Source organism: Jeotgalibaca sp. MA1X17-3 (assembly GCF_021513155.1).
GTDB lineage: Bacteria > Bacillota > Bacilli > Lactobacillales > Aerococcaceae > Jeotgalibaca.
Genome location: NZ_CP090983.1, coordinates 1,129,414 through 1,148,624, shown reverse-complemented (window position 1 = coordinate 1,148,624; position 19,211 = coordinate 1,129,414). Strand labels below are relative to the sequence as shown.

The 19,211-nt window shown below is 36.0% G+C and carries 20 protein-coding genes and 1 other RNA gene; 3 read left to right on the top strand and 18 right to left on the bottom strand.

Translation table 11 applies throughout. The features are described 5' to 3' along the window. Positions 1-383: 383 nt before the first annotated feature. From sufB to sufC, 5 genes are read right to left on the bottom strand one after another with little or no spacing between them, the layout of a single operon-like run. On the bottom strand, positions 384-1,778 hold the full coding sequence (gene sufB, locus LZ578_RS05710) for a Fe-S cluster assembly protein SufB (protein WP_235146327.1): 1,395 nt from the start codon (positions 1,776-1,778) through the stop codon (positions 384-386). Next, positions 1,771-2,247 (bottom strand): Fe-S cluster assembly sulfur transfer protein SufU, encoded by a 477-nt coding sequence (gene sufU / locus LZ578_RS05705; RefSeq protein WP_235146326.1) that lies wholly within the window; start codon positions 2,245-2,247, stop codon positions 1,771-1,773. Before sufU ends, sufB begins: the two co-directional genes overlap by 8 nt. After that, positions 2,234-3,469 carry a cysteine desulfurase gene (locus LZ578_RS05700; RefSeq protein WP_235146325.1) on the bottom strand — a complete coding sequence of 412 codons (1,236 nt, stop codon included), beginning with the start codon at positions 3,467-3,469 and terminating at the stop codon, positions 2,234-2,236. The genes sufU and LZ578_RS05700 overlap by 14 nt, the downstream gene beginning before the upstream one ends. Beyond that, positions 3,469-4,764 carry a Fe-S cluster assembly protein SufD gene (gene sufD, locus LZ578_RS05695; protein WP_235146324.1) on the bottom strand — a complete coding sequence of 432 codons (1,296 nt, stop codon included), beginning with the start codon at positions 4,762-4,764 and terminating at the stop codon, positions 3,469-3,471. The genes LZ578_RS05700 and sufD overlap by 1 nt, the downstream gene beginning before the upstream one ends. A 29-nt stretch (positions 4,765-4,793) precedes the next feature. After that, positions 4,794-5,564, bottom strand: a complete 771-nt coding sequence (sufC, locus tag LZ578_RS05690) for a Fe-S cluster assembly ATPase SufC (protein WP_235146323.1) — start codon at positions 5,562-5,564, stop codon at positions 4,794-4,796. 201 nt (positions 5,565-5,765) lie between these two features. On the opposite strand from sufC, the gene LZ578_RS05685 reads away from it, so the two are divergent. Next, complete coding sequence (locus tag LZ578_RS05685; protein ID WP_311198611.1) at positions 5,766-6,497, top strand: gamma-glutamyl-gamma-aminobutyrate hydrolase family protein; 732 nt, start codon at positions 5,766-5,768, stop codon at positions 6,495-6,497. Positions 6,498-6,542: 45 nt separating this feature from the next. On the opposite strand, the gene LZ578_RS05680 is transcribed toward LZ578_RS05685, so the two are convergent. The 9 genes from LZ578_RS05680 to LZ578_RS05640 form a co-directional block, all read right to left on the bottom strand. After that, positions 6,543-6,890 (bottom strand): glycine cleavage system protein H, encoded by a 348-nt coding sequence (locus tag LZ578_RS05680; protein ID WP_235146322.1) that lies wholly within the window; start codon positions 6,888-6,890, stop codon positions 6,543-6,545. Then, on the bottom strand, positions 6,874-7,260 hold the full coding sequence (locus tag LZ578_RS05675; protein ID WP_235146321.1) for a Spx/MgsR family RNA polymerase-binding regulatory protein: 387 nt from the start codon (positions 7,258-7,260) through the stop codon (positions 6,874-6,876). The genes LZ578_RS05680 and LZ578_RS05675 overlap by 17 nt, the downstream gene beginning before the upstream one ends. A gap of 1 nt (position 7,261) precedes the next feature. Beyond that, a complete protein-coding gene (locus LZ578_RS05670; RefSeq protein ID WP_235146320.1) occupies positions 7,262-8,491 on the bottom strand; it encodes an FtsW/RodA/SpoVE family cell cycle protein in 1,230 nt (409 codons plus the stop codon). Positions 8,492-8,606: 115 nt separating this feature from the next. Beyond that, positions 8,607-9,614 (bottom strand): YihY/virulence factor BrkB family protein, encoded by a 1,008-nt coding sequence (locus tag LZ578_RS05665; protein ID WP_235146319.1) that lies wholly within the window; start codon positions 9,612-9,614, stop codon positions 8,607-8,609. Between the two features lie 101 nt (positions 9,615-9,715). Continuing rightward, positions 9,716-10,747 carry a branched-chain amino acid aminotransferase gene (locus tag LZ578_RS05660; protein WP_235146318.1) on the bottom strand — a complete coding sequence of 344 codons (1,032 nt, stop codon included), beginning with the start codon at positions 10,745-10,747 and terminating at the stop codon, positions 9,716-9,718. Positions 10,748-10,831: 84 nt separating this feature from the next. Next, the gene (locus tag LZ578_RS05655; RefSeq protein WP_235146317.1) at positions 10,832-11,785 is read right to left on the bottom strand and encodes an aldo/keto reductase; all 954 of its coding nucleotides are present in this window, start codon (positions 11,783-11,785) and stop codon (positions 10,832-10,834) included. 23 nt (positions 11,786-11,808) lie between these two features. Further along, a complete protein-coding gene (locus tag LZ578_RS05650) occupies positions 11,809-12,327 on the bottom strand; it encodes a DUF2179 domain-containing protein (RefSeq protein ID WP_235146316.1) in 519 nt (172 codons plus the stop codon). A gap of 85 nt (positions 12,328-12,412) precedes the next feature. Then, positions 12,413-12,904 carry a hypothetical protein gene (locus LZ578_RS05645; protein ID WP_235146315.1) on the bottom strand — a complete coding sequence of 164 codons (492 nt, stop codon included), beginning with the start codon at positions 12,902-12,904 and terminating at the stop codon, positions 12,413-12,415. Positions 12,905-12,949: 45 nt separating this feature from the next. Further along, positions 12,950-13,921, bottom strand: coding sequence for a serine/threonine protein phosphatase (locus tag LZ578_RS05640; RefSeq protein WP_235146314.1), 972 nt, complete (start codon positions 13,919-13,921; stop codon positions 12,950-12,952). A 260-nt stretch (positions 13,922-14,181) separates the two neighbouring features. On the opposite strand from LZ578_RS05640, the gene LZ578_RS05635 reads away from it, so the two are divergent. Both LZ578_RS05635 and LZ578_RS05630 read left to right on the top strand, forming a co-directional pair. Further along, positions 14,182-14,925 (top strand): helix-turn-helix domain-containing protein, encoded by a 744-nt coding sequence (locus tag LZ578_RS05635; RefSeq protein ID WP_235146313.1) that lies wholly within the window; start codon positions 14,182-14,184, stop codon positions 14,923-14,925. A gap of 123 nt (positions 14,926-15,048) precedes the next feature. Beyond that, positions 15,049-16,065 carry a zinc-binding alcohol dehydrogenase family protein gene (locus LZ578_RS05630; RefSeq protein ID WP_235146407.1) on the top strand — a complete coding sequence of 339 codons (1,017 nt, stop codon included), beginning with the start codon at positions 15,049-15,051 and terminating at the stop codon, positions 16,063-16,065. Between the two features lie 76 nt (positions 16,066-16,141). Here LZ578_RS05630 and ssrA read toward each other — a convergent pair. From ssrA to LZ578_RS05610, 4 genes are all read right to left on the bottom strand, one after another. Next, positions 16,142-16,506, bottom strand: a transfer-messenger RNA (tmRNA) gene (ssrA, locus tag LZ578_RS05625). A gap of 150 nt (positions 16,507-16,656) precedes the next feature. After that, positions 16,657-17,616, bottom strand: coding sequence for a metal ABC transporter substrate-binding protein (locus LZ578_RS05620; RefSeq protein WP_235146312.1), 960 nt, complete (start codon positions 17,614-17,616; stop codon positions 16,657-16,659). Then, positions 17,600-18,460 carry a metal ABC transporter permease gene (locus tag LZ578_RS05615; RefSeq protein WP_235146311.1) on the bottom strand — a complete coding sequence of 287 codons (861 nt, stop codon included), beginning with the start codon at positions 18,458-18,460 and terminating at the stop codon, positions 17,600-17,602. The genes LZ578_RS05620 and LZ578_RS05615 overlap by 17 nt, the downstream gene beginning before the upstream one ends. Beyond that, positions 18,457-19,197, bottom strand: a complete 741-nt coding sequence (locus LZ578_RS05610) for a metal ABC transporter ATP-binding protein (RefSeq protein WP_235146310.1) — start codon at positions 19,195-19,197, stop codon at positions 18,457-18,459. The genes LZ578_RS05615 and LZ578_RS05610 overlap by 4 nt, the downstream gene beginning before the upstream one ends. Between the last annotated feature and the right edge of the window lie 14 nt (positions 19,198-19,211).

Sequence of the window (19,211 nt, the reverse complement as noted above, 5' to 3'; positions counted from 1 at the left end):
ATTATGGAGACATTATGAAATTACTAAATCCCTATAACATCTCCATCTTTTTTATTATTTTTTTTGACATAATAATATCTCCTCTTTCTATTTATATTTACTATATAATTTATTTGTACATATTTTAATTATTCATTACCACTTTTAATATCAAACATTAAAAAAATACTCTATATTAATTAGATGAATGAATTACCAAAAATAATCGAGTATTCTTGGGACTAACCATATAATAATTTTATCTAAAATAATTTTGAATACACTATGTTTCATATTTTGTGTATTTTTATCTATTAATGTAGTTATACCATCTCCTTTACTTTTACGTAAAAAAACAGACCTAAAAACATTGATAAATCAACATTTCTAAGTCTATTATTTCATTATCCCACACTGCCTTCCATTTCATAAGCAATCAACCGATTAAGCTCTACCGCATATTCCATTGGCAGTTCTTTGGTAAACGGTTCGACAAAGCCCATGACAATCATTTCGGTGGCTTGTTCTTCTGTAAGCCCTCGACTCATCAGGTAGTAGAGTTGTTCTTCTGATATTTTAGATACTTTTGCTTCGTGCTCTAGGGAGACATTACCATTATGGATTTCATTATAAGGAATCGTGTCCGATGAAGACAAGTCATCCATAATAATCGTGTCACATTCGATATGGGAAATCGATCCTGCTGATTTTTTTCCGAAGCGTACTTGTCCACGATAGTTTACGGCTCCACCATCTTTGGCGATGGATTTAGAAACAATCGAGGAAGATGTATTCGGTGCATTATGAATCATTTTTGCACCGGTATCTTGGTATTGTCCTTTTCCGGCGAAAGCTACCGAAAGCATCGTTCCTCTTGCCCCACGTCCATTTAGGAAGACACTTGGATATTTCATAGTCGTATGAGCACCCAAGTTCCCGTCAATCCACTCCATCGTCGCATTTTCATAGGCATGTGCACGTTTGGTTACTAAGTTATATACATTATCAGACCAGTTTTGAATGGTCGTGTAGCGGCAATACGCGTCTTTTTTGACAACAATTTCTACAATCGCTGCATGTAAGCTAGCAGTCGAATAGGTTGGTGCCGTACAGCCTTCTACATAATGAACACTTGCTCCTTCATCTACTACAATCAAAGTCCGTTCAAACTGTCCAGACCCTTCATTATTCATACGGAAATACGTTTGGAGAGGAACGTCACATCTTACGCCTTTTGGAACATAGATAAACGTTCCACCTGACCAAACGGCTGAATTCAAGGCTGCTTCAAAGTTATCGCTAGGTGGCACAATCGTTCCAAAGTGCTCTTTAAAGATTTCTGGATATTCTTTCAAAGCCGTATCGGTATCAGTAAAGACGATTCCTAATTTAGCGAATTCTTCTTTCATATTGTGATACACCGCTTCAGATTCATATTGAACCGATGCACCAGCTAAATAAGCCCGCTCTGCTTCGGGGATTCCAATTCTTTCAAAGGTGTCTTTCATCTCTTGTGGAACATCATCCCACGAACGAGCAATTTTATTAGTAGCTCGTTGGTAATAGGTGATGTCATCAAAATCCAATGCAGATAAATCTGGTCCCCAATCAGGAAGAGGTTTTTTCCTGTAGGCTTCCAACGCTTTCAATCGATAGTCCAGCATCCATTCCGGCTCGTCTTTCTCATGGGAAATTTCGCGAACAATTTTTTCATTAAGTCCTTTTCCTGTGGAGTAGAGAATTTCTGCATCATCGTGGAATCCAAACTTATAATCATTTACTATAGGTACATCACTCATGATCGTTCTCCTCCTTTTTGGTTTCATTTAGTGTAGCTTCTTCTGTTAAAATAATTCGTTCCAATGCCTTCCAAGCTAGAGTTGCGCATTTAATACGAGCTGGAAATTTAGAAACACCTTCTAAAATAACCGCATCATTTAAATCCGTTTCATCAGGATCTATTTTGGCTTGAACGAGTAATAAAAATTCTTCAATACGTTTCTTTGCTTCTTGCATCGTTTTACCGATAATAACTTCGGTCATCATACTGGCGCTAGCTGTACTAATGCTACAGCCGTGACCAGAAAATTTTGCCTGCTCGATAATTCCGTCTTGAATATAAACGTGAAGCTTAATGACATCACCACACGTTGGATTGTTCAACTCCAAAGTTCCATTGGCATGTTCTAATTCACCAAAGTTACGTGGGTGGGAAGAATGATCCAAGATTACTTGACGGTATAAATTTTGCAGTTTAGATAATGCCATTTGTAAAAAACTCCTTTACCTTCTTGAGCGAATCGACAAATTGGTCAGCTTCTTCTAGTGTGTTATATAAATAAAAACTTGCCCGTACCGTAGATTGAACATCTAAGTACCGCATCAAAGGTTGTGCACAGTGATGACCTGCCCGTACGGCAATACCTTCCATATCAAATCCAGTCGCTACATCATGAGGATGAACTCCATCAATATTAAAAGTGATCATTCCTGTTCGTTGATTGGAATCTTTGGGACCATAAATGGTTAGACCGTCTATTTCTTGTAGTTGAGGAAACACATGAGCGATTAGATCATGCTCGTGTTGTTGGATGGCATCCATTCCTACTGTTTCTAAATAATCAATAGCAGCAGCCAACCCAATTGCACCTGAAATATTCGGTGTACCCGCCTCAAATTTCCAAGGCAGCTCTTTCCAAGTAGAGTCTTGATCATAAACAAAGTCAATCATTTCTCCACCAAACTCAATGGGTTCCATTTGTTCTAATCGTTCTTTTTTTCCATATAAAACGCCAATCCCTGTTGGGCCTAACATTTTATGTCCACTGAATGCATAAAAATCAGCATCCAGTTCTTTTACATGTACTCGCATATGGGGAACACTTTGGGCACCGTCAACGACGAGGTAGCCCCCTTTTTCATGAATCAACTGGGCTAACTCTTTAATTGGATTAACCGTTCCTAATACATTTGAAGCATGACACACCGCCATAATTTTCGCACGGTCCGTTAGCATTTCTCTTGAAGCAGCTACATCAATGACACCATTTTCTAGGAGAGGTAAATAACGTAAGACCGCTCCTTTTCGTTTGGCTATTTGTTGCCACGGAACAATATTGGAATGGTGTTCAACAGGAGAGATATAAATTTCATCGCCCTCTTCTATTACCTGTTCACTTAAACTTTGAGCAACTAGATTCAAAGAAGTAGTGGTTCCTCTCGTAAAGAGTACTTCTTCTAGGGAGTCTGCTTGAATAAAATTCCGAACGGTCTCTCGGGCCTCTTCGTACGAACGAGTTGCTCGTTCAGCTAGTGTGTGAACTCCTCGATGAACATTGGCGTTATCGGTTACATAGTAGTGGTGAATTGCATCCAGCACTTGTTTTGGTTTTTGAGTGGTTGCCGCATTATCTAAATAAATCAAAGGCTCATCATTTACTTCTTGAAATAAAATAGGAAAGTCTTTCTTCACTTTTGCGACCTCAAACATTACTGATCATCCCTTGTCAATTTCTTATCAATCATATCAATTAATTCATCTCGAATTTCTTTCACTGGAATAGCCGCAATCACGGTTCCTAAAAATCCACGAATCACTAAACGTTCAGCATCTTCTTGTTCAATTCCACGGCTAAGTAAATAGAACATTTGCTCTGGATCGACTCGTCCCACACTGGCCGCATGACCGGCAGTCACTTCATTTTCTTCAATTAAAAGAATTGGGTTTGCATCTCCCCTAGCAAAGTCAGACAACATCAAAATACGACTTTCTTGTTGAGCATCTGCGCCTTTTGCTCCTTTTATAATATGGCCAATTCCATTAAAAGTTAAGGTAGCACGGTCTAAAATAACACCATGTTGTAAAATATGCCCCACACTATGTTTGCCGTAGTTTGTTACACGCGTATCTAGTCCTTGGACTTGACGACCTGTTGAAACGGCTACGGCTTTAATTTCACTATGAGAGCCTTCGCCCATTAGGTCACTATCAAAATCACAAATGACATTTCCATTATTCATGACACCAATCGCCCAATCAATCGAGCTATCTCGGTCCAAATAACCACGGCGATTAATATATGCGTGAGTTTGTTCTCCTAAATGATCTACAGCAGAAAATTTCACTTTTGCGCCTGGTTTGGTAATCACTTCTACGATGATGGCTGCTGAATTTTTTTCACTGCCTTCTGTTTCTAATTTTTCTACATAAGAAACAGAGCTATTCGTATCTGCCACAAATAGGACATGTTTATTTAGCGCTTCTTTCACATGACTGTTTTGAATAAATAAGGCTTCTAGGGGCTGTTTTACTTCAACGTTTTTGGGAATATAAATAAATACACCACTATTTAAAAAAGCAGTATGATAAGCCGTTAAATTATTTTCATCCGATTGAACGGCCTGATTCATAAAATGTTCTTCTACTAGTTCTGGATAGTCATTCATCGCGGTAAATAAATCGGTGAAGATCACTCCTTGGTCAATCAGTTCCTGTGGAAGTTGTTCCATAATGGTTTCTTTTCCGTATTGAACGATTTTTCCATTGTCCGCATGACCATACTGATATTGCTGGCTATTCACCAACTCCTCACCGTATGTTGCATCAATCACTTGATCCATCATCGGCCATCTATGAAAGTTTACTTTTTCTACTGTAGGGAATGGCAATTCCTGATATAATTCAGCCATTTCCATTCTTCGATCGTGCATCCAACTTGGTTCTTCACGGAACGCAGAGAATTGTTCCAATTGTGACTGGATGTCGCTTTCTATTTTATCTGTCATATCAGTTTGCTCCTACCTTTCTATCTTCTTTATTCATCAATTTCAATGTCTAGACCCAACTCATCACGGATTCCACGGTAGCCTTCAGCTTCTAATCGTTTTGAAAGACTGGCATCTCCTGATTTTACGATGGCTCCGTCCATCATGATATGAACAAAGGTAGGTTCGATATAATTCAGTAGACGTTGGTAGTGAGTAATGATCAATACTCCAAAATCATCACTTCTCATTGAATTCAATCCTGTAGAAACAACTTGAAGGGCATCAATATCTAATCCACTGTCAATCTCATCCAGAATAGCGAATTTAGGTTCAATCATCATTAGTTGTAAAATTTCGTTGCGTTTCTTTTCACCACCGGAAAAGCCTTCATTTAAGTAACGTTCAGCCATTTCCTCTGGCATATTGAGTACTTCCATATTTTTATCAAGTTTTCTAATAAAGTTCATAACAGACATTTTGTGATCGTCATCTAAACGAGAATTGATAGCTGCGCGCATAAATTCTGCATTCGTTACGCCCGTAATTTCACTAGGATATTGCATGGCTAAAAACAAACCTGCTCTTGCTCGTTCGTCGACTGCCATTTCAGTAACATCTTCTCCGTCTAGCAAAATTTGTCCTTGTGTGACTGTATAACTTGGATGACCCATGATGGCTTGCGATAGTGTAGATTTCCCTGTTCCATTTGGTCCCATAATTGCGTGAATCTCACCTGAATGGATGACTAAGTTTACACCTTTTAGAATTTCTTTCTCTTCTATTGATACATGCAAATCTATAATTTCAATTGTGGACATTTTTGTCTTCCCTCTCATCTTTCAATCTATGTTTTGTAAGGTATTTCCTTACTGATTTTATTCTTTATCTATAAACATTCTAAACCAATTGAGAATGAATCGCAATGATACGAGACGTACACTGCTATCCTTCAAAATGTTTTTATCTACAAAAAGGGGAATTTATGAGATAATGGTAAATCACTAGAAAAATAGGAGGCGATCATCATAAATCCAATTATTGGAATATCAGGAAATCAATTACTACAAACCGTTTCAACTTTTGAAGGAAACTCAGTAGCGTACACTCCACAAAATTTTGTGGAGGGACTGCAAGAGGCAGGTGCTTCTCCTCTCATCCTTCCTGTAGGAAATGAAGAGAACGCAAAAAACTACGTTCATTTAATTGATGGTTTATTATTAACCGGCGGACACGATGTTGATCCCGCTCGATACCATACAGAGCCACATAGAAATCTACAAGCAACGTTCCCTCAGCGTGACTCATTTGATTTAGCTCTCATCGATGCAGCTATCAAAAAAGGGATTCCTATTTTAGGAGTTTGCCGTGGAATGCAAATTTTAAATGTTTATTTTGGAGGTACTCTTTATCAAGATTTAGAATCTGAATACGGAGATAACTTAATCCAGCATGTTCAAAAAACAGTTTTTAACTTTCCTATTCATAAAATTCAAGTGGAAAAAAATAGTTACTTATCTACTATTCTTGGAGAAGAAGCTTTTGTAAATAGCTTTCACCATCAAGCCGTTAAAGTTGTTGGAGATGGCTTGCACATTGTTGCGAAAACTTCTGATGGTATTATTGAAGCATTAGAATCTAGTAATCCAGACATGGATATCCTTGCACTTCAATGGCATCCAGAGACTATGCTGCATGATAGTAAAACTGGTAGAATATTCTTTGAAGACTTAGTAAAAAGAAGTAAAAAATAAAAAAGGAGATAAAATGGATAAAAATCCATTTTATCTCCTTTTTTCTTATAATCCAGATTTATCTGAGAACGCAGCTAGCTGGTCTTCATGGACTTGATTTAGTTTTATTATCCAGGTATCATCATCACTCGTACTGTTTAGTAATCCAGGCTCATCATCCAATTCATCATGAATTTCGGTAATTATTCCATTCAATGGAGAAGTTAACTCGGTTACCGCTTTAGCAGCTTCGACTCCTATTAACACGTCATCTGGTGAAATGGCTCCGATTTCAGGTAAATCAATAAAAATCACTTCACCCAAATCATCTTGACCTTTTTCAGATAATCCAACTATATAGGTATCTTCTTCTTTTTTGATCCAAAAACCATTCTCACTATATTTTTTTGTCATCTTTTTGAACGTCCTTTCCTCCCCAAACTTCCTCTAAGTTGTCTTCATCAAAGCCGACCGTTACTTGTTCTCCATCCGTAATAAACGGACGACGAATAAGCATACCGTCTTCACGAAGCATATCCACTTTCTCTTCTGTAGATAAGTCATCCAAACGATCTTTTAACTGATGTTCTTTGTATAGATTTCCGCTTGTGTTAAACAAGCGACGTGGTGTTAGAACTTCATCCTCTAATAAATGAATTAACATTTCTCGTTCGGGTAGGTTTTCTCGAATATCTTCCCAGGTATATTCAATTTCATTTTCTTGCAACCATTTTTCAGCTTTCTTACACGTTGTACATTTGGGGTGTCCTAAAAATTTTAACATTTTATCGCTCTCCTTTTTGTTTGTTTCTACTTACTCTTCCATTTGGATTATCCTCTTTGGCAGATAGGTAACTCTTATAATGGAACCTCATACTCATCACTAATCCAATCGAAAGCATATTTCCTAATAAAGCCGAACCACCTTGAGAAATAAATGGCAAAGGAATTCCAGTGATCGGCAAGAGTCCAATAGTCATTCCAATATTTTCTAATACGTGGAACAAAATCATCATAATGACACCTGTAGTCATATAGGTATAAAATTCATTTTTAGTATCAAAACAAACGCGAATCATTTGATAAATGAGTAAGAAGTAAACAAATAGTAGGAAACATCCACCAATAAACCCAAAATTTTCACCGATTGTTGAGAAAACCATATCACTTTCACGTACTGGTACGTAAACTTCTGATATACCTAATCCCTTTCCAAACAATTTTCCGGATCCAATGGCTTTCATACTTTGAACCAATTGATAGGCATCTCCACGACTATCGGCAAAAGGATTCAACCACGTATCGATTCGAGCGAATTGATATTGTTTAAATCCTAAGTAAACCAATACGTCTCGATTGTATATAACAAGATAAATGAGGATACTACCGAAAATAGCTAGCGTTCCAAAAACAGGAGTAATAATTTTCCATGAAACCCCTGAAAGTAAGGTCATTCCAATAATAATTGCTAAAAATACTAATGTCGTTCCTAAATCATTTTGTGCCATGATTAGGACTAGTAAAGGTAAACTCCATAAAGCAATTTTGAGAAGTAAAAACCAATCTGACTTAATCGTTCTTTCTACCACAGAAATATTGTGTGCCGTAATTACTCTTCCTAACATCATAATGATCGATATTTTAACTACTTCAGATGGTTGGAATGTAAAGGGACCAATTGAAAACCAACTCTTTGCGCCCCACTGGATATATTGATCTCGATCATAAAAAATTAAAACCAACACTAATAATAGTACTCCTAGTCCGTAAGCAATGGGAGCCAGTTTCCATAATTGCTCTGAATCAAAAAACATCATGACGATGGCAGCAACTGTTCCAATTCCGTACCATAATATCTGCATAATGGTCGGAGTAAGGGTTGGCGTAGAACTCATTAAGTATGTGGTAGAAAAAATAGTGACAATACTTATTAATGCCAAAATAATAATGGATAAAATAATTCCGTAGTCAATTTTTGATGCATTTGACTTTGATGTCATTTGTTGATTTCTCATGTTTCAACCCTTTCTAAATACACCGGTACTTTCATTACACCATTATATAGAAAATAAGCAAGAAAAAAAGATGAGAATGCTGAAAACCTCCATCCCCATCTTAAATATTCATTCTTTATTCTTTTAAATCAAATTGCCCCGGTAAATAGTGTTCTTTGATTTTATCATTTTGCTTGACGAGTGATTTTCTCAAAATTTGGTTGTTAGCGATATATTTTTTTGCATCCGACGAATACAATACGGATAGATAGGTCTTTCTTTCATCGATAACAATCAGATCTTCATGTTTATAATCATAAAAAACCACATTAATTACGCCCCCTAAAATAAAGACGTTTCCTAACAAATAAAGCCAAATCATCAAAACAATAAATACCCCGATAGCTCCACTTCCGATTGCTTGTTTCCCTGCAAAACTAATGTAAAGAGAGAACAATTGAGAGATTAATAAGAAACCAACCGTAGAGAAAATTGCTCCAGGTAGAGCAAATTTAAAGGACCATTTCACATTCGGAACAAAATAATACACAAAGGCCATAATTAAAATAAGGATTCCAAAAGCAACAACCCAACGTAATGACTCAAAGGTATTTACAATTGCTAAGTTAATTGGGAAAAAATTCTGTAATAGTTGAAGTATTTCTTTTCCAAATACAAAGATAAAGGCAACGACACCCATCAAACTAATCAATAGAATGGCAGTTAAAAAGGAAAACACTCGTGCGATAATAAAGTTTTTTCTAACCTTTGTATCATACACTTGATTCAGTACTCTTTGGAAAACATTAAAAGCTTTGGATGCGGGCCAAATAGAAATAATAAGCCCGATTGAAATCGCTCCTCCACTTCCTCCTTCTAGATACCCTTTCAAAATAGGTAGCAAGACTTCACTAACTTCTGCTGGAACTCCTAATTCCACGTATTCCAAAACTTGATCCGTTGCGATTGGCAGTAAAGGAATCACATTTCCAAGTACCAATAAGATAGGAAATAAAGCTAACAAGATATAGTAAGCGAGTTGGGCAGATTGCGGTCCCATCTCCGCTCTTTTAAAATGACCCATAGCTTTATTGGCAAACGTCTTGATATCAAACTTTGAATTACTTTTTGTTGTTGCAACCACTTTGTTCACTCTCCAAACTTTCACTATTATTTAGTTCATCATATCAAAGCTAGAGAAGAGAACAAAATAATAAGAGTTTCTTTGTTTAAATAATCATTATTTTAAATTTCAACTTTCCTAATCCAGCCTTCCGGTCCTTCTACATCACCAAATTGGATACCGGTTAGTAAATCATATAATTTTTGAGTAACCGGTCCAACTTCAGTTTCTGAATGGAAGGCATGGAATCCATCTTTAGTTTGAATCCCACCAATTGGGGAAATAACTGCAGCAGTTCCGCAGGCACCCGCTTCACTAAATTCATCTAAGTTATCTACATAAACATCTCGTTCTTCGGCCTTCATTCCTAGATAATGTTCCGCTAAATACAAGAGAGAGTATTTAGTAATACTTGGTAAAATAGATGGTGAGTAAGGTGTTACAAACGTTCCGTCCTTAGTAACTCCAAAGAAGTTTGCACTTCCTACTTCTTCAATTTTTGTATGAGTAGCTGGATCTAAGTAAATCGCATCACTAAAATTACGTTTCCGTGCATCTTGTCCTGGAAGGATACTTGCAGCATAGTTTCCACCTACTTTTGCAGCGCCGGTTCCTTGGGGAGCCGCACGGTCATAGTCAGAAATGATAAAGTTTGAAGGAGTTAAGCCACCTTTAAAATACAAACCAACTGGAACTGCAAAAACAGAGAAAATGTATTCTGTTGCCGGTTTAATTCCAAGATTATCTCCTACACCAATCACAAAGGGCCGTAAATACAAAGTACTACCCGAACCGTAAGGAGGAACCCATGATTCATTAGCCTTTACAACTGCTTGTATTGCTTCTAAAAATTGTTCTTCCGGAAAAGCAGGCATCATGATTCTTTCACAACTTTTCTGCATTCGCTTTGCATTTTGATCGGGACGAAATAGATTGATCCTGCCGTCTTTCGTACGGTATGCTTTCATTCCCTCAAAACAAGATTGTCCATAATGAAGAGCGGTTGACCCTTCACTAATATGTAGTTGATTATCTTCAGTCAGAGTCCCCTCATCCCAAGCTCCATCTTTCCAATAAGAAATATAACGATAATCTGTTTTTATATAGCCATATCCTAGATTTTCCCAGTCAATCTCTCTTTTTTCTGCACTCATTTGTTGTCCTCCTCAATTTTGATAAAACAAACTCTGATATTGTTTTGTACCCAATACCAGAGTTTTGATTTTTAGGTAAAGCTTTTATTTGCTATTGCGGAAATCAAAACCGATTGGAAAAGCTGTTTCAATGAGTTGAATATCTTTTTGATCTAATCGAACTTGATTGGTTTTTAGATTTTCTAGCATTTGTTTTTTGTTACGTGCTCCTGGAATAAGAGCAGTTACTTGTTCTTGCATCAAATAATAAGCAAGAACAATATTTTGTAGTCCTGTATGATGCTTTTCAGCAAGCGAACGAATTTGGTCAACTCGACTTAAAATATTTTTAAAATTTTCTTCTTGGAAATGTTCTTTATTTAATTGGTTCTCTGTCAATTTATGATCCAAAGAATAGGCTCCAGCTAATAATCCTGACGCTAAAGGGAAATAAGGAATAAAGGCAATTTCCTGTTCTTTAAAATAAGGAAAGACTTCTATTTCTGCAGTACGATTAATAAGGTTGTACTCATCTTGTACCACATCAATTCCACCATCCATATTCCCTTCTTTAATTTGTTGTAAAGAAAAATTGGAAACACCAATGGAACGAATTTTCCCTTCTTCTTTCAAACGAGTCAAAGCGCCTATCACTTCTGCTTTTGGTGTATCTTCATCTGGAAAGTGTACATAATATAAATCAATATAATCGGTTTGAAGACGACGAAGACTTGATTCCACTTCTTGTCTCATAAACTCAGGGCGGTTATTAATTTTTACTCCATCAGGAGTGACTTCATGAGCTCCTTTTGTAGCAATGACTACTTTATCGCGTAAGTTGTGTTTTTTAAACGTCTCTCCGATAATGCTTTCAGAAGTACCCCGACCATAAATAAATGCGGTATCTATGAAATCCATCCCTGCTTCAATTCCAGCAAGAAGAATATCTCCACCATATTCTGTGTTTGTTTCGGGATTTGCTTCCATAATTTTATTTGCGCCTAAACCAATTGGATTTATTTCTAAACCAGTTTTTCCTAACGTAACTTTTTTAGTCATTTTTATCCTCCTAATTGTTTACTTTAGCGACGAAGCCTTTTAGACCAGAAGCCACCTTGAATATATTTCGGGTCTGTAGAAACAATGAATGCTTTCTCATCAATTTCCATTACTTTATTCAACAAGTCTCTTTCATCTTTACGAGCTGCCAACACGTTTAACATTAATCGTTCACCATCTCTACCTCTTGCATTCATCATGGTTACACCATAACCTGCATCACGTAGTTTATCAGGCATATCGCTTTCAGGATTAGAAGTCATCACGGTCATCATCGTATATCCTAAAGCAAGCCAGTCTTCAATCTTGATTCCTACCCCAACACCAATTCCGTACCCCAAAGCATAGGCTGCTAAATTTAACGGATTATCTAGACTGTTCATAACCATAGAAAGACCGGTTACGTAAATAACAATTTCTATTACACTTAGCATAGGCGCAATGAGACGATACCCTTTCATTGTTAACATAAAACGAATGGTATTTAAGGTAATATAACTAAAATTTATAATAAAAATTTTTAATAGTAAAACAACATCCATTTTTACACCTCTAAAAGATTATATCCGTTTACCAGTCAGAATTGATAGAATCAATCTGACAGAAACGGATATACCATTTTTTTATTTATTCATTTGCTGGGAAATCTTCATATTCTCCAGTTAAAACATCCATTTCTTGGAGAGAATCTGTACGATCATCATACTGATAAAATCCAGATGAACTAGCAACTTCTTCTCCATTCTCTCGCACATTAATACTCACAATTGATCCTTCTACTCCGTCAATCAAATACAAGTATTCATCACCTTCTACATATCCAGTTAATTCCGTAATTTTTTCTTTTGCTCTTTCAATCATTGCAGCTTCGTCGTGATTTAATTCCGTTTCTTCTTCAGATTCCACTTCACTAGAATTACTTTCACTAATTGAGTTAGATTCACTGCTTTCACTCTCCACCGAAGAAGGAACACTCTCACTTACACTAGAGCTAATCATACTACTAGTTGTGGTTTCAGAAACACTTTCTGTCTCACTGTTCAAGTCCGTAGTTCCACAAGCAACCAACAATAAGGAGGAGGCTACAAAAAGAGAAAGTGATTTTTTATTTATTTTCATTTAATTACCTTCTTTCTATTAGAATATATATTCATTATACAGATTTTAATGACCATTAGTTGATAAAGTTTTCATATAATCCGGTATATATGGATTCTCATTCTTCATATCAAATTTAGCTACGTTATCTGGTCCTCTCATAATCTCTCTGACAATATTTAATACCCCTTCACTATCACTTTTTATTTTCCATCGAACTAATTGAATATTTTCTCCTTCTAACTCTATAGCCGTTATAATAGTTGGATATACACAACAACCGATATTAAAATATGGCATCCCATTTTCTCGAGGGTATTTAAATCGATGGGTATGACCACAAATAAGCATCATTTTATTTTCTGCAATCCATTTAGAAAAATTTTTCTCAATCTTATGTCGTCGATTAATATTTTTAACCGGGCTAGATGGGTTTCGAATCCCAAACGCATGTAAGAACCGCCAGAAATATTTTAAAGATAGCATGGTAAAGAACCACAATTGATCATTCGGTGCATCCCCTTGGTGTCCATGTACCGTAAAAATTTCCTGTCCCGTATTTCTATTCTTTAACAATAATGATTCAATTGGTTTTAAACCTTTTAGAAAATTAAAAAAGGTATCCGTATATTCATCATAATTTATATAGTAATGATCTTCTACATAGGATTGATTTTTCAGATAGATATCATGGTTCCCCCACATTCGGATATAACGTTCATCCTCATGAAATTTTCTAATCGTTGAAAATACTTCTGGATGAGCATTTTTTATATGAGTAAAATCTTGATACTCCCATAATTCATCTCCATCACCAGCCTCAACGTAGGTATAACCATTTTTATAATAGTAATCAATTGCATATTGGAAAATATTACGGTTCCGAGAAAATTCATCAGATAGACTTCCATCTCCCCTATGCTGGTCACTAATAAAAACATATTTGGTTGTTTCATCAAAGTATTCTACACGGGCCGTTTCATATGCTTCTGTTAACCTTTTTTTGTAAACATCTACTTCACTCCTGTATGACTTCATTATTTGAACATCTCTACTTTTAAAGCATTGAACGAAATTGTAGTCACTAAAGAAAGAAGAAAATTATAGCCTGTATTCATTATACGTTATATCAGAATAATTTTAAAAGAATTCAAATGATAAGAATGTGAATACAGTTTTTTGAAGATTCCATACGCTCATTACGGTTCCGTCCAACTATCTATTTCTAGCGTATTATGCTAGAATAAGTATAATAATTGATACAAATGATTACAATTGAATACAAAAGGAGAAACAAAATGAAAAAAGAGCGGTTATATACTACTAAAGAAGTTTCTAATATTTTAGGAGTACATCCAAATACTGTTCGAAATATGATAAAAGATGGCCGAATGATTGCTATTAAAACAAGAGGATCAACTGGTGATTTTCGTGTTCGTCAATCAGATTTAGAAGAATACATTGATTATGAAGGATATGCTACTTGGGATGCTCAAGAAGAAACGGTCATTCCTTCTTCCGTTCCAGATCTATCTAAAGAAATTTCAGAAGTAGATTTTCTTACTCAATGTGGAAATCCTTTTTTATTATTCGGAACGTATTTAGAAGTTATTCCACGAGGTGAGTACAGTCAAGCTCTTCGTGGAAAAGCAGCTATTTGGGTACAAGAAACATATCGGCAAGTGCGTCTTCGTTTTCAGCATTCCTCTCTTTCTCACCGATACTCTAGTGCAAACGATTTTTTGAAAACTGTTAAGATTGGTGTAGCTGGTAAAGAAAAAGCAGATGGTGGATTAGTTTTAACGAGTGTAATCCTTGTTTCAGATAAAGATAAAGGATACATTCTCGATGGCACCCTTCAACAATTTCATCCTGAATTAGCCAAAGGAGTCGTTCGCATCAGAAGAAAAGCAGCTGAAACATTTTATTCTGACCTAGTTGTTCTGAACGAAGAACAATTTGTAAATGCAGTTAACGATCGCAATGCCCTTTTTTTCCAGAACCTTTTAAAAAAATTAGATCAAAAAAGACGGTTATACTAGTTCATATTTTGATTCATTATTTTTATTGCCTTTTTTTGAATCATTACACGTATGTTATCATGAAGTTATAAAGAGCTTATTGATAGAAAATTATAAAATGAGGGTGTGTTTTATTTGGATAAAATGAAAGCTGTAGGATTATATGAACATCTATCTCTCGATCAACCTGATAGTTTGTTAGATCTAACGGTTGAAAAACCAGTGGCTACTAAACATGATTTATTAATTCGAGTAGAAGCTATTGGAGTTAATCCTGTTGATTATAAAGTACGTGAATCAGGAGAAAAAGAAAAAACTGCAAAAATCCTCGGATGGGATGCTTCTGGTGTGGTTGAAAAAGTAGGACCTGATTGTACTCTCTTCCAACCAGGGGACGAAGTTTATTATGCCGGAGATATTACTCGGCAAGGAGCGAATAGTGAGTTCCATCTAATCGATGAACGAATTGTAGGGAAAAAACCGACTTCTTTATCCTTTCCAGAAGCTGCTGCTCTTCCATTAACTACTCTAACAGCTTATGAAAGTCTTTTTGATCGTCTAGGCGTTCGTTTAGAAACTAGCGAAAATAAAGATCAGAATATTCTGATTATTGGTGCGGCAGGCGGAGTAGGTTCCATTGCTACTCAGTTAGCTAAGAAAGCTGGTTTAACCGTAATAGGAACTGCTTCTCGACCGGAAACAAAGAAATGGGTGATGGATTTAGGTGCAGATGCTACTATTACGCACTATGAATCCTTTTTACCACAATTAAAGGAATTAGGTTTTGGTCCTATCGATTATATTCTGTGCTTACATGCTACCGATAGTCATTGGGAAAATATGGCAGAATCAATAGCTCCTCAAGGAAAGATATGTTCGATTGTAGAGACAGAAGAACCAATTGATTTATCTTTATTGAAAAATAAAAGTGCAACCTTTGTATGGGAATTTATGTTTACTCGTTCTATGTTCCAAACAAAAGATATGGTGGAACAACATAATATTTTAAATAAAATTTCAACTGATATTGATAAAGGTTTGATTGTAACTACCTTAAACAAATGCCTTTCCCCTATTAATGCAAAAAATATCAAAGAAGCTCATCGATTGCTTGAATCTGGCTCAGCTATTGGCAAAATTGTTTTAGAAAAATTTGTCTAAAAAGTACTGATTACTTTTAAATAAAAAATACCCCTTAGAAATGAGAAATTCATTTCTAAGGGGTAAACTTTTTTGATCATGGAGACGGCGGGAGTCGAACCCGCGTCCAAGCATATCGGCACTTCTGAATCTACGCTCATATCCAGGCTATTTGCATTCGCCTTGCGTTAGCCACCTGACGGGCATTACGTTCGGCTAACCTGATTAATCTCTTCTGATTCCTCCAGGTGGAAAGTCACAGTGTAGCCCACTTCATTTGAGACCCTTACTTGAGCACATGGGCGATGCCAAGAGGATCTTAGCTAGCTGTTTTTACGCAGCGAAAGCTAAAGTATTATTGTTTGTTTTGTCAGTTAGTTTAACTGTAACGTTTTTGCGTAGACGTAACCTACGGAGCGCATCAAAAGCTCGACCTATACCTGTCGAATCCGTAACGTCCCCGTTTAATAGGGAAGTCCTTACGAACATCTATAGTATACCTGATTATTGTAGAAATTTCAAGGTACCTGTTTCATAGAACTTTTTAGAGTAGAAATACCTTATTTCCAAAAAAGAAGACATCCACGAACGGATGTCTTCTTCCCTATTGATTTATTTTCGATCTGTTTCTAAACCTTCATGAATCTTCTCAAGGTTCCACTCTAGCATATCGTAATAGCTATCTCCTGGTTCACCTTTTTTAGCAACTGAATCCGTGAAGATTTTAGAATATATTTCAATACCAGTTTCTTTGGAAACTCTTTCCATAGTTCTTGGATCCACACTTGTTTCAACAAATAGAACCGGAACTTCTGTGGCATTTATTTTATCAATAATTTGGGTCATTTGTTCTGGAGTCCCTTGGTTTTCTGTATTAATCTCCCAAATAAAGGCTCCTTCTAATCCATACGCATGTGAGAAGTATTTAAAGGCTCCTTCAGAAGTAACTAATAATTTCTTTTCTTCTGGCAAATCATTAAATTGTGATTTTGCACGAGCATCCAATTCCTCTAGTTTTTCAATATAATCTTCGCTATTTTTTGTATATAATTCTTTATTTTTAGAATCTTTTTCAATCAAAACTTCAGTCATATTTTTGACATACGTAATGCCGTTTTGAATATCTAACCAAGCATGAGGGTCTTGATTTGTAGTTTCTCCTGTAGTTGTTAAATAAAATGGTTCTACTCCAGTTGAGGCTACAAAGTAATCTTCTCCCTCTACTTTTTTAGAGGATTCCATCAATTTAACAAACCAACCATTTCCGCCAGTTTCTAGATTCAATCCATTATAAAAAACGATATCAGCATCTGTAGATTTGGCAATATCAACTGGAAGTGGTTCAAATTCGTGAGGATCCGTGCCCACAGGAACAATACTATGCAAGTCAACTGCATCTCCCGTTATATTATAAATCATATCAGCCAAAATAGAATTTGTTGCGACTACTCCAATTTTATCAGAGTTATCCCCGACTTCTCCAGAAGAGTCGGTATCCGTTCCACCATTACCACATGCTGCTAAACCAATTGTTAAAATTAATCCTAGTAACCCTTTAGTAATTTTTTTCATTTAGATTCCCTCCCTTCCCATTCATTAAAATCCCTTTTACTGGTGAAAATAAAAACGCAATAACAAAGAATACTGCTGCTGTAAGAACGATTGTAGCTCCTGACGCTAAGTTATAGCTATAACTAAAGAACAGGCCTACAACGGCACTAATGACTCCTAATGCTGCTGAAATAAAGATCATTACTGATAATTTATTTGTAAGTAGAAAGGCAGTTGCAGCTGGTGTAATTAGCATGGCAATTACTAAGATAGTCCCTACTGTTTGTAAACTAGACACCGCTACTAACGTTAAAGCAAACATCAAAGCATAATGTAAGAATTTTGTTTTTACACCATATGCTTGTGCAAACGTGGGATCAAAAGATGAAACTTTTAAATCTTTATAAAAGATTCCAATAAATAAAATAACGATAACTCCTACTATAGAAGTTATGACCATATCAGAATCAGTTACAGCTAGTACGTTTCCAAATAGGATATGATACAAGTCCGTTGAACTTTTTGCAAAGGATATAAAGATAACTCCCATTGCAAAGAAGGTACTAAATACGATTCCAATTGCAGCGTCATTTTTTAATTTACTTTTATCCGATACAAATCCAATCAATAATGCCGCAAGTATTCCAAATGTAGTTGCTCCAATTAAATAATTAGTACCAATGATATAAGATACAGCAACTCCTGGAAGAACCGCATGAGAAATGGCATCTCCCATCAAAGACATTCCTCTTAAAACGATGAATACACCGATTACTCCGGCAATAAACCCAACCATCATAGATGTAAAGAGTGCATTACGTAAGAATCCATAATTTTGAAGACCTTCTATAAATTGGCTAATCATGATTGAACCCCCTCTAAGACAAGAGAACCAAACATTTCACCGTAAGCCTCATCTAGATTTTCTTTGGTAAAGGTCGATTCAACCGTACCGTATCCTACCATCTTCCCATCTAACACAATTAAATCATCAAAATACTCCACTACTTTATGCAAGTCATGATGAACGATAATAATTGTTTTTCCTTCATTACGTAATTCTTTCAAAATTTCAATAATCATTTTTTCACTGGTCATATCAATTCCAACAAATGGTTCATCTAAAAGAATTAAGTCTGCTTCTTGAGCTAAGGCGCGAGCAATAAATACTCGTTGTAACTGGCCTCCAGATAACTCATCGATTTGACGGTCTTTTAGATCCCACAGTTCCACTTTTTTTAGTGCTGCTTCCACGTCATCTTTTTCATTTTTTCCAGGACGAGACCAAAAACTTAATTTGGGATAAGTACCTAAAAGAACCGTTCCTTTTACATCTATTGGAAAGGTTAGATCCAGTGCGCTTCTTTGTTCAACGTACGCAACTTTTCTTTGCATTTCTTTTAGAGTTTTTCCAAAGATAGAAACTCCTTTATTTTCAGAAGGAATTAATCTAATTAATGCTTTTAAAAATGTCGATTTTCCTGCTCCGTTGGGACCAACAATCCCCGTAATTTTTGATTTACGTATTTCTACTGAGATGTTGTCTAATGCTTTTTTATCTCGGTAGTAAACACTCATATCTTTCGCAATAATGCCATCCATCTATACAACTCTCC

What these genes read in the sequence shown, in the direction of transcription:
- sufB (WP_235146327.1), bottom strand. Translation starts at nt 1,778, where the DNA reads ATGAGTGATGTACCTATAGTAAATGATTATAAGTTTGGATTCCACGAT.
- sufU (WP_235146326.1), bottom strand. Translation starts at nt 2,247, where the DNA reads ATGGCATTATCTAAACTGCAAAATTTATACCGTCAAGTAATCTTGGAT.
- LZ578_RS05700 (WP_235146325.1), bottom strand. Translation starts at nt 3,469, where the DNA reads ATGTTTGAGGTCGCAAAAGTGAAGAAAGACTTTCCTATTTTATTTCAA.
- sufD (WP_235146324.1), bottom strand. Translation starts at nt 4,764, where the DNA reads ATGACAGATAAAATAGAAAGCGACATCCAGTCACAATTGGAACAATTC.
- sufC (WP_235146323.1), bottom strand. Translation starts at nt 5,564, where the DNA reads ATGTCCACAATTGAAATTATAGATTTGCATGTATCAATAGAAGAGAAA.
- LZ578_RS05680 (WP_235146322.1), bottom strand. Translation starts at nt 6,890, where the DNA reads ATGACAAAAAAATATAGTGAGAATGGTTTTTGGATCAAAAAAGAAGAA.
- LZ578_RS05675 (WP_235146321.1), bottom strand. Translation starts at nt 7,260, where the DNA reads ATGTTAAAATTTTTAGGACACCCCAAATGTACAACGTGTAAGAAAGCT.
- LZ578_RS05670 (WP_235146320.1), bottom strand. Translation starts at nt 8,491, where the DNA reads ATGAGAAATCAACAAATGACATCAAAGTCAAATGCATCAAAAATTGAC.
- LZ578_RS05660 (WP_235146318.1), bottom strand. Translation starts at nt 10,747, where the DNA reads ATGAGTGCAGAAAAAAGAGAGATTGACTGGGAAAATCTAGGATATGGC.
- LZ578_RS05655 (WP_235146317.1), bottom strand. Translation starts at nt 11,785, where the DNA reads ATGACTAAAAAAGTTACGTTAGGAAAAACTGGTTTAGAAATAAATCCA.
- LZ578_RS05650 (WP_235146316.1), bottom strand. Translation starts at nt 12,327, where the DNA reads ATGGATGTTGTTTTACTATTAAAAATTTTTATTATAAATTTTAGTTAT.
- LZ578_RS05645 (WP_235146315.1), bottom strand. Translation starts at nt 12,904, where the DNA reads ATGAAAATAAATAAAAAATCACTTTCTCTTTTTGTAGCCTCCTCCTTA.
- LZ578_RS05640 (WP_235146314.1), bottom strand. Translation starts at nt 13,921, where the DNA reads ATGAAGTCATACAGGAGTGAAGTAGATGTTTACAAAAAAAGGTTAACA.
- LZ578_RS05635 (WP_235146313.1), top strand. Translation starts at nt 14,182, where the DNA reads ATGAAAAAAGAGCGGTTATATACTACTAAAGAAGTTTCTAATATTTTA.
- LZ578_RS05630 (WP_235146407.1), top strand. Translation starts at nt 15,049, where the DNA reads ATGAAAGCTGTAGGATTATATGAACATCTATCTCTCGATCAACCTGAT.
- LZ578_RS05620 (WP_235146312.1), bottom strand. Translation starts at nt 17,616, where the DNA reads ATGAAAAAAATTACTAAAGGGTTACTAGGATTAATTTTAACAATTGGT.
- LZ578_RS05615 (WP_235146311.1), bottom strand. Translation starts at nt 18,460, where the DNA reads ATGATTAGCCAATTTATAGAAGGTCTTCAAAATTATGGATTCTTACGT.
- LZ578_RS05610 (WP_235146310.1), bottom strand. Translation starts at nt 19,197, where the DNA reads ATGGATGGCATTATTGCGAAAGATATGAGTGTTTACTACCGAGATAAA.